This is a genomic window from Rhodococcus sp. NPDC003322 (assembly GCF_053589555.1).
Map to the genome: position 1 here is coordinate 84994 of NZ_JBSFSC010000007.1, position 13963 is coordinate 98956.

14 protein-coding genes and 1 riboswitch are annotated in these 13963 nt (G+C 66.7%); of the genes, 11 read left to right on the forward strand and 3 right to left on the reverse strand.

Annotated features, from left to right (window positions below):
* Window positions 1–54: 54 nt before the first annotated feature.
* The 11 genes from ACWDUM_RS25335 to ACWDUM_RS25385 all read left to right on the forward strand — a co-directional run bounded on the left by ACWDUM_RS25335 (window position 55) and on the right by ACWDUM_RS25385 (window position 11595).
* Complete coding sequence (locus ACWDUM_RS25335; protein WP_450136106.1) at window positions 55–960, forward strand: fumarylacetoacetate hydrolase family protein; 906 nt, start codon at window positions 55–57, stop codon at window positions 958–960.
* Window positions 961–965: 5 nt separating this feature from the next.
* A complete protein-coding gene (locus ACWDUM_RS25340; protein WP_450136107.1) occupies window positions 966–1904 on the forward strand; it encodes a DODA-type extradiol aromatic ring-opening family dioxygenase in 939 nt (312 codons plus the stop codon).
* Between the two features lie 191 nt (window positions 1905–2095).
* On the forward strand, window positions 2096–2887 hold the full coding sequence (locus ACWDUM_RS25345) for an enoyl-CoA hydratase/isomerase family protein (RefSeq protein ID WP_450113965.1): 792 nt from the start codon (window positions 2096–2098) through the stop codon (window positions 2885–2887).
* A 354-nt stretch (window positions 2888–3241) separates the two neighbouring features.
* Window positions 3242–4414 carry a cytochrome P450 gene (locus ACWDUM_RS25350; protein WP_450136108.1) on the forward strand — a complete coding sequence of 391 codons (1173 nt, stop codon included), beginning with the start codon at window positions 3242–3244 and terminating at the stop codon, window positions 4412–4414.
* Between the two features lie 58 nt (window positions 4415–4472).
* Entirely contained in the window at window positions 4473–5561 is a 1089-nt protein-coding gene (locus ACWDUM_RS25355; protein ID WP_450136109.1) for a zinc-binding dehydrogenase, read from the forward strand.
* Window positions 5558–7024, forward strand: coding sequence for an aldehyde dehydrogenase family protein (locus ACWDUM_RS25360; protein WP_450136110.1), 1467 nt, complete (start codon window positions 5558–5560; stop codon window positions 7022–7024). The genes ACWDUM_RS25355 and ACWDUM_RS25360 overlap by 4 nt, the downstream gene beginning before the upstream one ends.
* A 113-nt stretch (window positions 7025–7137) precedes the next feature.
* A complete protein-coding gene (locus ACWDUM_RS25365; RefSeq protein WP_450136111.1) occupies window positions 7138–8124 on the forward strand; it encodes a PDR/VanB family oxidoreductase in 987 nt (328 codons plus the stop codon).
* Window positions 8125–8140: 16 nt separating this feature from the next.
* On the forward strand, window positions 8141–9934 hold the full coding sequence (locus ACWDUM_RS25370) for a CoA-transferase (RefSeq protein WP_450136112.1): 1794 nt from the start codon (window positions 8141–8143) through the stop codon (window positions 9932–9934).
* Window positions 9935–9938: 4 nt separating this feature from the next.
* Window positions 9939–10112: a hypothetical protein gene (locus ACWDUM_RS25375; protein ID WP_450113959.1), complete on the forward strand. Its 174-nt coding sequence runs from the start codon at window positions 9939–9941 to the stop codon at window positions 10110–10112.
* A gap of 147 nt (window positions 10113–10259) precedes the next feature.
* Window positions 10260–10628 (forward strand): hypothetical protein, encoded by a 369-nt coding sequence (locus ACWDUM_RS25380; RefSeq protein ID WP_450136113.1) that lies wholly within the window; start codon window positions 10260–10262, stop codon window positions 10626–10628.
* A gap of 541 nt (window positions 10629–11169) precedes the next feature.
* Complete coding sequence (locus ACWDUM_RS25385; protein WP_450113957.1) at window positions 11170–11595, forward strand: hypothetical protein; 426 nt, start codon at window positions 11170–11172, stop codon at window positions 11593–11595.
* Between the two features lie 44 nt (window positions 11596–11639).
* Here ACWDUM_RS25385 and ACWDUM_RS25390 read toward each other — a convergent pair whose 3' ends face one another.
* From ACWDUM_RS25390 to ACWDUM_RS25400, 3 genes are all read right to left on the reverse strand, one after another.
* On the reverse strand, window positions 11640–12308 hold the full coding sequence (locus ACWDUM_RS25390; protein ID WP_450113956.1) for a hypothetical protein: 669 nt from the start codon (window positions 12306–12308) through the stop codon (window positions 11640–11642).
* 118 nt (window positions 12309–12426) lie between these two features.
* The gene (locus ACWDUM_RS25395) at window positions 12427–12858 is read right to left on the reverse strand and encodes a hypothetical protein (RefSeq protein ID WP_450136114.1); all 432 of its coding nucleotides are present in this window, start codon (window positions 12856–12858) and stop codon (window positions 12427–12429) included.
* A gap of 6 nt (window positions 12859–12864) precedes the next feature.
* Window positions 12865–12949: riboswitch (ZMP/ZTP riboswitch) on the reverse strand.
* 251 nt (window positions 12950–13200) lie between these two features.
* Entirely contained in the window at window positions 13201–13827 is a 627-nt protein-coding gene (locus tag ACWDUM_RS25400) for a TetR/AcrR family transcriptional regulator (RefSeq protein ID WP_450113955.1), read from the reverse strand.
* Window positions 13828–13963 lie beyond the last annotated feature (136 nt).

Consider the following 13963-nt stretch of genomic DNA (forward strand, 5'->3'; position numbering starts at 1 on the left):
AAACACCCCCCGGCGCTTCTCGCGTCCCTGACATCCACTCGAGAGGTGTTTCTCATGCGTCTGTGTTCCTTTCTGTCCGGCGGACGGCCGCACGTCGGCGTCGTCGGCGTCGACGACTCGGTCGTGGACGCCACCGCACTCGTCGACGTCCTGGGGGAGGACCTCCCCAGGACCATGACGGGCTGGGTCGAACTCGGCCCCGGCGGGATCGAGCAATTGCGCCGGATCTGCGAGCGGTCGGGTGCGGACCATGTCGCCGGCCGGGTCGACGATCTCACCCTGGTCGCGCCACTCGGCCGGCCGGCGCGCAACGTCATCTGCGTCGGGGTCAACTACCGCGAACACATCGAGGAGTCCGAGCGCGCCGTCGGCGAGATCGACGTGCCCGATGCCCCGGTGTACTTCACCAAGGATGTCCGGAGCATCTGCGGACCCTTCGCCGACATCGCCTACGACCACCGGGTGAGCACGCAGCTCGACTGGGAGGTAGAGCTTGCGGTGGTGATCGGTCGGTCCGGCCGCGACATCGCACCGCAGCAGGCACTCGACCACGTCTTCGGATACGCCGTGCTCAACGACGTCAGCGCGCGGGACGTCCAGCTCTCGCGCAATCAGTGGTGGAAGGGCAAGAGCATCGAGGCGTCGTCACCGTTCGGACCGTTCATCGTCACGAGCGACGAGATCCCGGACCCACAGGTCCTCGAGCTCAGATGCTGGGTCGACGGTGACGAGAAGCAACGGTCCACCACCGCACTGATGATCCACAACGTCGCCGCGCTGATCGCGGACCTGAGCCGAACGTTGACGCTCGAACCCGGCGACGTCATCAGCACCGGGACACCGGCCGGGGTCGGGCTCGCCAGCACACCCCAGCAGTGGCTGCGCCCCGGATCCGTTCTGGAGAGCGAGATCACGGGTCTCGGCCGTCAGCGCAATCGCGTCATCGACATTGGAGCATGAGGACAATGGCAAATCTCGTAGGCGTTTTCGGGACCTCGCACAGCCCCGCGCTGATCGCGCCGGTCTCCGACTGGCCGGCACTCGAACCGAAGATCCCACGACCCACACTCGTGAAGCTGGTCGGCAACGTGCGCGACCACTGGGACGAGCACCAGGACCGATACGACGTCGCAACGGCAAAACTGCGCGCCGCGATCCTGGCGGCCGAGCCCGACGTGCTGCTGATCGTGGGCAGCGACCAGGGCGAGAACTTCGGTCCGCGCTCCGCGCCGGTGTTCGAGATGTACCTCGGGGAGCACCTCGAGGCCAGCGCCGCGAACCGACGCGACGAGGGGCCCGACCAGTTCCGGATCTCGGTTCCAGTTGCCCATCGGCTGGGACGGGAAATCCTGGAGCATGTGTGCCACAACGGATTCGACGTTGCACACGTGTCCGAGACCTCGGACGAGTACGGCATCGGCCACGCGGTTACCTGGCCGATGCGCTTCCTCGACCTCGCGGACGCGGGGCTCGAGCTGCTGCCGATCGTGACCAACGTGTGGAACCCGCCGAACGTGCCCAGCATCGATCGCTGTGTGGCCTTCGGCCAGACACTGCGGCAGGCGATCGCCGCGGCCCCCTCGCAGGCACGGGTCGCGGTCCTGGCCTCCGGCGGGCTCAGTCACCTTGTGCTCGACGAGGAACTGGACGCACGGGTGCTCGCTGCCCTGAGGTCCGCCGACCTCGGCGCCTGGCGGTCGATCGGCGACGACGAGCTGCGGCTCGCCCACGAGAACCACGGCCTGCCGCTACGGCTCAACGGAACGTCGGAGATCACCGACTGGATCATCGCCGATGCCTGCGCGCAGGCGCCCGCCGAGATCTTCGACTACGTCCCGGCCTACCGCACCGAATCCGGGTACGGGGTTGGCATGTGCTTCGCCCAGTGGGCCCTCACGCCCTGACCCTCGACACCACCCAACGTATTTGGAGAACCCATGTATGCCGCACTGCCCGACGAGCACGTCGAACTTCAAGCAACCGTCAGACGATTCGCCAAGACCGTGGTCGAACGGCGGGCACGGGAGATTGATTGGACCGGCCTTCGGCCGGGCGCTGTGGTGGGACTGATTCACTCAACCAGAAGGGAACAACCATGTCGCTGAATGGATATCACGGATCGGACGAGGACATCCTGCTCTCTATCGAGGGTCGGATCGCCTGGATCACCTTCAACCGCCCGGAGACGTTGAACGCCTTTGGCCCAGCCCAGTTCCATCGCCTCGCGGATCTGCTCGACGGGCTCTCGGTGAACCCCGAGGTCGGCGTCGTCGTGATGACCGGCAACGGCCGGGCATTCTCGGCGGGCGGCGACGTGCGGGAGTTCACCAAGAAGGGTCTGGTGGACACCGGGGTCTACGCGCTGCGGGCGATGACATCGATCCGATCCTGCCGCAAGCCGGTCATCGCGATGGTCAATGGAACTGCGGTGGGCGGCGGCAACGAACTGGTCATCGCCGCCGATCTCGCGATCGCCGCACGAAGCGCACGTCTGGGGCAGGCCGGCACGATGATCGGGGCGTGCCCCGTCCTCGGCGGGACCAACATCCTGCCGCTGCAGATCGGCGAGAAGCGGGCAAAGCAGATCGTCTTCTTCAGCGAGAAGGTCTCGGCCGAGCAGGCATTCGAGTGGGGGTGGGTCAACGCGGTCGTCGACGATGACGATCTCAGGTCGACCACCCGCGAATGGGCGGAGCGGCTGCTCGCGCTGCATCCCCAGTCACTCCAGATCGCCAAGGCCGGTAGCAATGTCTGGTGGAACTACTCCTACGACACCATGGTCAACGGCCTCGACATGATCGCCATGGGCGTGCCCGCCGAATCCGTCGACGAGGGGCGCGACGCGTTCCTGGCGAAGCGTCCGGCCGACTACTCGCGGTGGCACTGATCCACGTCCAACCGGCCTAGGGCGTCGCCGCCGACGCACGCGCGGCCGAACCGACCCGCTGACGAGAGGAACGGTGTGGGTGCGCGGGATCGTCACGTCGACTTCACCCGCGCACCCACACGATTCGCCCCGATCCCGCCGAGCGCGCGTCACAAGCATCGGATGCCGTTGGTCTGCACGCGGATTGGTGTGAATCGATGCGCATCTTCACCGTGTGTGGCGGGCTGATTCAGCTCGGTGGGATCCTCCGAAAATGACCATTGAACTTCCGATCGGAAGGTTCTAGTGTCGACGCATCGCCCGGCTCAGGGCACAACAATCACCGGCTTCTGGCCCATCCCGATTGGGGGAGCAGTGGACATCAGCAACCGAAACTACGACCACCGTCACGTCGCCACTCTCGATGATCCCGAGCGGATTCACTCCGAGATGCGGACCGTGTGTCCGGTTCATCGCAGCGAGAACTACGGCGGCTTCTGGGCGCTGACGCGCTACAAGGAGGTCGAGGCGACAACGCGGGACACCGCGCGGTTCTCCTCCCTGCCGACCATCACGTTGCCCGACGTCGGCGCGCCGCGGCCTTTCATCCCCATGGAATCGGACCCGCCGGAGCACTCGAAGTACCGTGCCCTGCTCAACGTGGTCTTCAACGCCCGCCGTGTCGCCGAACTCGAGAGCGCGGTGCGCGAGCACGTCGTCGAGCTGGTCGACGGATTCGCCCCCGCCGGCGAGGCGGATCTGGCGCGGGACCTCATCTTCCCGCTGACCTCCCGGGTGATCACCTGGCTGCTCGGGATCCCCGACGAGGACGTGTCGCGGTTCAGCGAGTGGTCGCTGGGGCTGGTCTCGGTCGGCAGTCCGGAGGAGGGGATGGCGCTCCAGATGGAGATCCGCGACTACTACGTGCAGTTGATCGCCGCTCGCCGCGACCGCCCGACGCAGGACCTGGCGAGCCACCTGCTCGCCTCGACTGTCGACGGCCGCCCGGTCACAGAGGAGGAGACGCTCGACATCTACCTGTCCCTGACCGGAGCAGGTGGCGAGACGACCGCAGCGGCGGCCAATCACATCTTCACACTGCTGGACCGCCACCCCGAGCTCCGGGCGCAGCTGCAGGACGATCGCGGGCTGCTTCCCTCGGCGATCGAGGAGTTCCTGAGGTACGTCTCGCCCGTGCCGGGGTTCGCCCGCACCACGACCTGTCCGGTCGAGGTGGCCGGGACCGTGATCCCCGAGGGGGACCGGGTCTGGGTGTCCTGGCTGTCGGCAAACCACGACGAGGCGGCGTTCGACGAACCATCGTCGATCGTACTTGACCGAAAGCCGAACCGGCACCTGGCATTCGGCGCGGGCGTTCACCGGTGCCCGGGAGCGCCGCTGGCTCGGCTCGAGTTGAGCATCATGGTCGACGAGATCCTCCGGCGGCTCCCCGATTACCGCTTGGCCGATCCTGGCTCCGTTCGGATCTCCGAGGGGCAGACGCGGGTCATCCGCTCGCTACCGATCGTGTTCACACCCCAATCATGACCAGTCACAGCCCGATTCGGGTGTCACGGAGGCACCCCATCACGCGCAGGAGAGTCACATGAGAGCCGCAGTCAGCCGCGGAGTCGGCGAGATCGGGATCGAGGAGTTGCCGGACCCGCACCCGCGGGCCGGTGAGGTCCGGGTCCGCCTGGTGAGCTCCGGGATCTGTCACACCGATGTCTCGGTGCTGGCGGGGCATCTGCCCTCGCCGCGACCGATGGTGCTCGGCCACGAGGGCGCCGGGGTCGTCGACGAGGTCGGTCCCGGGGTCGACCACCTCGAGGTCGGTGATCACGTCATCTGTTCGATCATCACCTCGTGCCATTCCTGCTTCCAGTGTCAGCGCGGGGAATACGCGCTGTGCGAACGCGCGGTGGGTTTCTCGGGCACGATGCTCGATGGGACCACCAGGCTCCGATCCGGGGACGAGGACGTGCACACCCTCTTCTGTCAGGGATCCTTCGCCGAGTACGCGGCCGTCCCGGCCACCGCCGCGGTGAAGGTCCGCCCGGACGCGCCGCTCGACAAGCTCGCCGGCCTGGGGTGCGCGTGGTCGACCGGGCTGGGCGCCGCGATCGTCCGGGCCGAGGTGCGACCCGGGAGCAGCGTCGTCGTGATCGGGGCGGGCGGGGTCGGGCTGGCCGCGATGATGGGTGCCAGGGCAATGGGGGCGACCTCCGTCATCGCGGTCGACATCGCCGCCCACAAGCTCGAGCGGGCACGTGCGCTGGGGCTGGCCACACACACCCTCGCCCTCTCCGGCGCCGACGCGGTGGCGGCGATCCGCGACCTCACCGACGGCCGCGGCGCGGACTACGGCTTCGACGCGGTCGGCGCCCCCGGCACGCTGGAGACCGCGCTCCAGGGGATCCGCCCGGGCGGTCTGACGGTCGCGATCGGCGTGATGGATGCCGCGGTGACTTCCACGTTCGACCTGTTCGGGTTCCTGATGCAGAAGCGTCTGACCGGCACCTACGCCGGGTCGATCCTCCCGCAGCGGGACATCCCCGCGTTCGTGGACCTGTACATGGACGGGCGGCTACCGCTGGACTCGGTGATCGACGCCACCTTCTCTCTGGACGATGTCCCCAAGGCGCTCGATCGGCTCGCCGCCAACGAGATCACCAAGGGAGTGGTGCTGCTGTGACCGCATCGAAGATGGGCATGTACGTCGATGGCAGCTGGCGCGAGGCGGCCGCCGGTGGGCGGATCGATGTCGTGAACCCGGCACGCGCGACGGAGATCGTCGGGTCGATTCCCGACGGCGGGCCCGCGGACATCGACCACGCGGTCGCCGCCGCGAAGCGGGCACAGCGGGAATGGTCCCGTCGTCCGCTCGCGGAACGCGCGGCGCTGGTCGCGGAGGCCGGCGCGCGGCTCGCCGCGATCGATCCGTCCGGACCGCAGACGCTCACCCGCGAGATGGGCAAGATCCTCGCCGAGTCGGTGATGGACTTCCAGTCCCCGCCCTGGGCCTGGTCGCATTACCTCGACAACCTCGATGAACTGGACCGGATCCTGGGGGATCGTCGGTTCGACGACACCGGCCGAATCGAGATCCGTCGGCGGCCGGTCGGCGTCGTCGGCGCCATCGTCCCGTGGAACTGGCCGATCGCCCTGCTCGGCGTCAAGCTCGGTCCGGCCCTGCTCGCGGGTAACACTGTTGTGGCCGTGCCGTCCCCGTTCGCGTCGATGGGCGTGCTCAAGGCCGTCGAGGCGATCGGAGCCGCGCTGCCCGCGGGTGTCGTCAACGTCGTCACCGGCGCCGGTGAACGTGTCGGCGCCGCACTCAGCACCCATCCCGACGTCGACATGATCGCATTCACCGGTGGACTCGATGCCGGCCGCGCGGTCGCGCAGGCACTCGGATCACGTTTGCGCAGGGGAGTGTTCGAGCTGGGCGGCAACGACCCGGCCGTCCTCCTCGACGATGTCACCGTCGACGACGACCTGATCCGCAAGCTGGTCGCCGCCTTCACCATGACCTCGGGCCAGGTCTGCTTCGCGGTCAAGCGGTTGTACGTCCACCGCACCCTGCTCGAGGAGGTCACCGCCAGGCTGGGTGATGCGCTGCAGGAGGTGGTCGTGGGCGACGGTCTCGATCCCGAGGTCACCATGGGCCCCCTGGCCAACGAGCGACAGTTCAAGCGCTTCACCGCCCTGCTTGCCGAGGCGGAATCGTCCGGTGCACAGGTGACGTCGTTCGGGCACGCCCGAGATCGCTCGTCCTGGGACGACGGGTACTTCCACCTGCCCACGCTGGTCGCCGGGGTCGATGCGCGCGAGCGAATCGTCACCGAGGAACAGTTCGGCCCCGCCCTGCCGATCATCGGCTTCGACTCGGAGAGCGAGGCGATCTCACTGGTCAACTCGACCCCGTTCGGCCTGACGTCGAGCATCTGGACGTCGGACCCGAGCCGCGCGTGGGCGATGGCCGATCAGGTCGACGCGGGCGTCACCTTCATCAACAAGCACGGCATGGCCGCGTTCGACCCGGGCGCACCGTTCGGCGGCGTGAAGTCCAGCGGGTACGGACGCGAGATGGGCATGGAGGGTCTGCTCGAGTTCACCTGGACCCAGGCGATCAGCGACCGGCAGATCCCCACGTAACCACCCGGCCGACCGCGGCGGCGTCGAGGCGTCGTGCCCGGCGCCGCCGTGGACCGAGACCGGGCAATCAAGTCCGCAGGACGATCTTCAACTTTTCGAATGGGTGAATTCGCATGACCAAAGGTGACCCGGACAGGAATCCGCAGCACGTGCTCGAACTGCGCGTGCAGCAGGTCACGTGGGAGGCCGAGGGCGTGATCTCGCTCCGATTGACCGATCCCGGCGGCGAGCCGCTGCCGGCCTGGACCCCCGGCGCGCATCTGGACCTGCTGCTGCCCTCGGGGAAGGCGCGTCAGTACTCGCTGTGCGGCGATCCGGACGACCGGTCCGCGTACACGGTCGCGGTGCTGCGGGACGAGGCCGGCCGCGGGGGTTCGCTCGAGATTCACGACACCGCGTGGGTCGGGCGAAAGATCTCGGTCCGGGGTCCACGCAACCACTTTCGGCTCGTCGACGCACCGTCGTACGTGTTCGTCGCCGGCGGCATCGGGATCACCCCGATCCTCGCGATGGTACGGGAGGTCAGTCGCCGCGGCCTGCCGTGGCGGCTGAGCTACGGGGGCCGGCGCGCGGAGTCCATGGCGTTCGTCGCCGAGCTGGAACGGCTCGGCGAGCAGAACATCGACATCATTGCGCAGGACGTGCGCGGGATGCTCGACCTCGACGCCGTGTTCAAGGACGCATCGCCCGGCTCCGCCGTCTACTGCTGCGGTCCAGAGGGTCTGATCCGGGCCGCCGAGGAGCGTGCCGCGGCCGCCGGGACCGCCGGGGCGCTGCACGTGGAGCGGTTCGGCGCACCGCCCGGTGACCAGTTGCCGATCGCCCCCGAGGACAAGGGTTTCGAGGTCGAGCTGCGCCGCACCGGGGCAGTACTCGAGGTGCCCACAGATCGCACACTGCTCGACGTCGTGCGCGAAGCGATACCGGACTTCATCTCCGACTGCGAGGAGGGGTACTGCGGCGCCTGCGAAGTGCGCGTACTCGGCGGCCACCCCGAACATCGCGATGTGATCCTGTCCGACAGTGAACGCGACGAGGGCGACCGAATGATGATCTGCGTCGGGCGCGCGCGGTCGGCGCGGCTGGTCCTCGACCTGTGACTGACTAGGAGTCTCGGTGGAACCCATCACATTTCCCGAAATTGGACGGCCCGTAAAGGCATTCGCGGGATTCCGGTACGACGAGGCCGCCACCGCACCGGCCCGACCACGCGTGCGTCCGCTCGATCAACTGGTCGGCGAGCATGTCCGGTCGGGCGCTGCGATCCACTTCCCGTGGCTGTCGACCCGGGCCTACGCCGCGCTGTTCGAGGTGATCCGACAGGCACGCGCGGGCCGCCTCCGTGAACTGACGGTCATCTCGGCATCGTTGCGCGCCGAGGTCGGACTGCTCGTCGCCTCAGGCGGCGTCGACAAGCTGATCACGTCGTTCGCTGCCACGACCTATCCGGCAGTTCGACCCAACACGATCCTCGCGCAGGCGCTCAAGGACGGGTCGCTCGTCGTCGAGGAGTGGTCGATCCTGGCCCTTGTCCAGCGGGTGCTCGCGGCTGCGCTAGGGTGGCCGTTCGTGCCGGCCCGAACGATGGACGGGACGGACCTGCCCGCGGGCGCCTGGGACGGCGGAACGGAGCGGATCGTCGATCCGTTCGACGGCACGGAGTGCTCGGTCATGCCCGCGCTCCGACCGGACGTCACGCTCGTCCACTGCCCGGTCGCCGACTGGGACGGAAACGGGGTCTTGTTCCCGCCCTTCGCGGAGGACCTACACACCGTCTACGCGGCCCGCCAGGGCGTCATCCTCACCGCCGACCACATCGTGTCCCCGGCCGACCTGCGCCGGTGGGCCGGCCACGTGCGGGTTCCCGCCGCCCGGGTTCTCGGGGTCGCACATGTTCCGTTCGGAGCACACCCGGCGTCGTCGCCGGTGCCGGTTCGGATCGAGGGAGTCGCAGGATACGGCGAGGACTACCGGTTCCTCACCGAACTGGGGCGCCTACGGACGGTCGAGGAGGCCGACACCTTCAGCCGCCGGTGGATCGACGAACCCACGCGGGAGACATATCTGGGCGAGCTGGGCCGAGGGCGGATCGAGCATCTCCTCGCGATGGACCTCGACGAATCCTGGCGAATCGACGAACTTGACGCCGAACCCGACGCGCCCCGGACGGGACCGGCGACCCTGGGCGAACGCCTGGCCGTCTCCGGTGCCCGCGCGATGGCGGAGCTGGCCAGCACATCCGGTTCCCGGACGGTGGTTGCCGGGGCGGGGCTCTCCCATCTCGCGGCCGCTTTGGGGAGGACAGCACTACTCGAAAATCAGCACGTCGTCGACCTCGTCTTCGAGGGCGGGGTGCTCGGCTACATACCCAGGCCCCACGACGCGACGCTGTCGAACACCCGAAACCTGCCCACCGCTCGCCACCTCAGCAGCACGCTGGAGGTGCTCGGCATGCTCCTGCCGTCCACGGCCGACACCACGATCGCCGTGCTCTCGGCCGGGGTCCTCGACCACCACGGGAACGCGAACAGCAACCGGACCCCGGCCGGGCAGTTCCTGGTCGGCGGCGGCGGCAGCACGGACATCGCGTCCCGGGTCCCGACGATCGCAGTGGTGGCCGCCGACCGGAGAAAGTTCGTGGACACTGCCGAGTTCGTCAGTTACCACGGAGGAAATCTCGCCGTGATCGCGACGGAGATCGGGCATCTGCGCAAACACGACGGCAGGTACGTCCTCGAGGCCTGGTTCGCCGACGCGGCGGACGGCGCCGACGACGCGCTCGCGCGGGCCCGGGACGCGACCGGGTGGGACGTCCCGCTGGCCGCGGACGCGCATCCGCTGCCGGCCCCGACCGCCGAGGAACTCGACTATCTGAGGGCGATTGACCCCGACGGCAACCTGCTGGGGTGACGGGATGAATCATGAGGACAGGCACCTGGTCCAGTTCGCCGTGATCTGGGCGCCGTTCGGGGGCGCTCCGCCCGCCGAGATCTTCGTGACCTTCGGGATGTCTCCGGACCGATACCAGCGTCGGCTGCGTGAGATCCTCCGCACGCGGAGGGCGACCGATTCGCCGATCTGGTCGTGACGGATCGACTCCTTCGGGTGAGTCTCGAACTGGCGGAATCAGACTGAACGACAGCGTAATACCCGAACGTGATCAGGATCCTGAAGGCGCCGGTCTCCGGCCGCCTCAGGGCGATCAAGGGAATGCGGATGCGGACGCACCATTGCCTTGCACGACACCGACTACCCCGACATGCGGATGCCGTTTCAAAATGGCACCGTCGCGTGGGCGGAGTCGTATCACCGCCACCCCGGAATTGAGAGCGTGTTCGCCGACCTGAAGCAGAACCGACTCCACGTGCACCACGGCTACTTCCGCGGCTTCGGAATCAGCCGCTACACATCGCTTGTCGGATTCACCCTCGCCGCACCGAACCTGCTCAATCTGCACGACTGGTATTCCAAGCGCGAACGCCTGGATCCGTGGGGTCAGTTCCTGGGGGAGGCTGAGCCGGCGCGCACAATCTGTGAGCGGCCGCGTCGCGTTGTTCCCCGCCGCCACGAAGAAACTTCGGTGTCCAGTCGAGTCGGCAGATAGCCACCCCGCACCGCAGCGAAATCCACGGATTCCGCTGCTTCACTTCGGCCCACCGCGGAATTCGCCGGCTCACAGGCGCCGTTAGCGTGCAAGTCGGCTCATTTCGCTCCACAGTCAGCGCGAGGATCGGCCGAGTTTGTTCAGTCAGGCGGACTCGCGACGGAATTTCGGTACTAATTTCGTCCGCAGATTCAATAGGTGAAAGCAAGCGGCCTCAATGGGTGAACACCCTGGAGAGAGAGGAGAGGAGGGAGAGGGGGAGAGAGCCGATGACGGGAATCGAACCCGCGTATTCAGCTTGGGAACCTGAAACACACACGTTTTGCCTGCGCTGGCAGACTACCTAAACAGGTCGACCACCAGGGCAAACGTACCACGCGGGTTACGGCACGTTACGGGGGCTGAGTGGGCACGTAGTGGGCACGCCACTGGCATTCGGCGGCGCGCACAGTGTCGCGAGCATTGAGATAGGGGTCGAGTAGCCAGCGTTTCGAAGCCACGGCAGCGCCGTGGACGGTGGGTGTCGAGCTAGGTTGCAGCGATGAAGATGCTTGTGACTGCGTCGGTCGTATCGGTGCTGTGTTTCGTATCGGTGTGGCTGTATGTGATGCCTCAGTTGGTGAGTTCGGGGGTCATTGAGCCGGGTCCGTTCTTCGAATTGATGGTGGTGCTGCCGACGCCGATCGGGTTGGTTGCCGCGTTGGTGGGAGCGGTGGCTGGTGTGATCGTTCTCGTACGCGGCACCGCCCGAGTGTGGGTGCCTCCGCTCCTGATGACGCTCGGGCAGTTGACGACGCTGGTCCTGGCCGTGGCGATCGTGGTGTGGGCATTGCAGTTCGGCTCGACTGGGTGGGAGCTGATTGCGTTGCCGGTTTCGTTAATGCTGGGCCAGGTGCTGGTTGCGGTCGGCCTGATTGCGGAGCGTCGTCGCCGGCGCGTTCGTGAACAGGGTGTGCTTGGCGGATAGGTCGCGGTCCGGAACGGCCCTCTGGTCGACTTCAGAAACACGGCCTAGGCGGAGAAGTGGGTTCGTGGACCAGCGGCGTTGACGCCCCTAATGCCGAGCATGATCTCAAACCGCTTCACCGAACTGCCGACCTCAATCGGTCCCGGCAGGGCGGACAGAACATGGAGATTGCCCATCGTGTCCGTAGACCCGATTCGACCGATGGTGGGAAGGTCGACTAGTTCGGCTGCGTCGCACGACGCCAACACCGTTGCCAGAAACGGTTCAGCCGCCACGACCGGGCCTGATATCAGCTCGACAACCCGTTCCCCTGTTGGTGCGAACAGCTCTTCGTTGAGGGCGATAGGAGTTGCGTCCGCCGATACCGCAGCAATCACCCCCGAAAGGTAGGGTTCCGCCATCATCTGGAATCCGGCCTGAAAGAGTCCGCCGGACATGTGTATTACGCCCAGATGTGTGTCCAGTAGCCGACTGATGTATAGCCACATGCTGTTGAGTGAAGCCTGTAACTCCTGGCGACTCTGGTCGTCTTGCGGCAGATGGTAGGCACGACCTTGCTTGGCGTGCATGAGGCCGGATCGTGCATCGCGATAGATGTTCTCGTAAACCCAATCGATCGCCGAGGGCACTCCGCTTGGAGCCAGCAACGGCGAGACCGGAACCAACTCGTCGGCCTTTTGCAGCGCGGCTTTGAACCAGGTGCTCTCGTTCATGCCCCTTGGCGGTTGTGGGTAGATGTCACTCAGCACTGCCTCGAATGCGAGAAACATGTTTCGGTAGGCGTCAAACAGGTACTCGGACGTTCGGGACATACGAATGAATCGGAACGCGTCATGCTTCGTCGCCTTGCGAACGTGTGCGGCGCGGTGTGGCGCGCGCCGTCCGGTGTACTGACCGCCGCGGAACGCGCCGAGTGGCTACGCACCGAAGCGAAAGCCCCGATACGGCCGACGCCGGATCGGGCAGACGGCGGACGGACAGCGCGTACAGGTCTCTGACGACCTCGTCCACAGGTCCGGACACTGCGGCACCCGCCGGCGAGACGTGCTTGAACGACGTAGCAGCCGGCTTACCGAGAGCCACACTCGCTTCGCTGACCAGCTGCCAGGCATTGAGCGCATCGAGCAGGTTGATGTACGACGGCTCACCGTTGAGAAGCCGAACCGGCCACTGCCCGGCATGAATCGGCACCACATCGGCACGACGCTGCTGCGGATTGATCCCGTAACGAAGCTCCACGTCAACACTCCCTCGTAAGGACATCGTTGACAGGAGCACCCAGGCGGGCGGCACTCGAATCGGTGAACAGCCGCTCCCCGGTGGTTGTCCACCCGCGCCAGTTGCGGCCGTGGCCGACGGTACAGCAGGGACGGACGACCGGCAGGGTTCTCGGTGTCTTCTGCTGAACGCATTCATGTCGATCGGACTCGAGATAATGCGGTCGCGAACGGACGGCGCCGGACCATCGCGCGAGAGAGAGGGGTGTTCACCGATGGCGGTTTACCCGCTGAGGCAGGTGGATTCGCTATGTTCCCAGTCGGCAATCACATTCTTTGGCGGCCGCTGCTCACACGACCGGCTGTCGGCCCGTGGTGGCGTCGGACCTTACGACTTGTCGGTAGCACTGGCTGGAAGCGGTGCGACACCTCGCAGGTAGGCAGTGAGGATGGATTCCAAGGGAGTGGTCCCGTGGATGACCGTTCGCGTGAAGACCAGGGAATCGGTGAGCGAGATCAGCTCCTCGATCCGTTCGTCGGAATTGGGAAGACCCGCGCCAGCGAGGAGTGACGAGGTCACCTCTCGGGTGATCGCGTGGACTTCGGACTGTGTCGTCAGCTTCCGCTGCAGCAGAGGAGCGTCATCGAGTTCGAGGATGAGTGCGTAGCGGGCTTTCATGTCGTCGCGGCGTTCCGCGAGTCTCTCGACGAGCGTGGCGATGACGCCGGCAAGCTCGGCGATGCTCAGCTGGCGTTCGCCCTGCGACGTTGTGCCCAGTGCGTCTGCGGCCCGTTCGGCGTCTGCTATCGCGCGCTCGGCGAGTGTGTCGACCACGAGTTCGAGTAGTGCGAGCCGGGTTCGTGCATGGTGGGACGTCGATCCCTGCGGGATTCCGGCCTCCTGGTCGACGGCTCGGTGCGTGAGCGCGCGAAGCCCGTCGCGGGAAATGATGCGGATAGCGCTGGTCGCGACCAGCTCTCGGCGTTCATCGCCACCTTTTGCTTCTGCAGACACAATCTGATGCTACAGGTGTAGCGTACTGATGAGGCGTCGCTACAGATGTAGCGCAGTCGGAGGTGCGGGTTGCCGCGGGGCTGGATTCGGCCGCCCCGGGCCTGTCGCGCGGCGTGAAGAGATGGTCCGGACGAGG

Excerpts from the sequence above, each read along its gene's own strand:
- ACWDUM_RS25390 (WP_450113956.1), bottom strand. The coding sequence starts at position 12,308 with ATGAACGAGAGCACCTGGTTCAAAGCCGCGCTGCAAAAGGCCGACGAG.
- ACWDUM_RS25355 (WP_450136109.1), top strand. The coding sequence starts at position 4,473 with ATGAGAGCCGCAGTCAGCCGCGGAGTCGGCGAGATCGGGATCGAGGAG.
- ACWDUM_RS25340 (WP_450136107.1), top strand. The coding sequence starts at position 966 with ATGGCAAATCTCGTAGGCGTTTTCGGGACCTCGCACAGCCCCGCGCTG.
- ACWDUM_RS25345 (WP_450113965.1), top strand. The coding sequence starts at position 2,096 with ATGTCGCTGAATGGATATCACGGATCGGACGAGGACATCCTGCTCTCT.
- ACWDUM_RS25335 (WP_450136106.1), top strand. The coding sequence starts at position 55 with ATGCGTCTGTGTTCCTTTCTGTCCGGCGGACGGCCGCACGTCGGCGTC.
- ACWDUM_RS25385 (WP_450113957.1), top strand. The coding sequence starts at position 11,170 with ATGAAGATGCTTGTGACTGCGTCGGTCGTATCGGTGCTGTGTTTCGTA.
- ACWDUM_RS25365 (WP_450136111.1), top strand. The coding sequence starts at position 7,138 with ATGACCAAAGGTGACCCGGACAGGAATCCGCAGCACGTGCTCGAACTG.
- ACWDUM_RS25375 (WP_450113959.1), top strand. The coding sequence starts at position 9,939 with ATGAATCATGAGGACAGGCACCTGGTCCAGTTCGCCGTGATCTGGGCG.
- ACWDUM_RS25395 (WP_450136114.1), bottom strand. The coding sequence starts at position 12,858 with ATGTCCTTACGAGGGAGTGTTGACGTGGAGCTTCGTTACGGGATCAAT.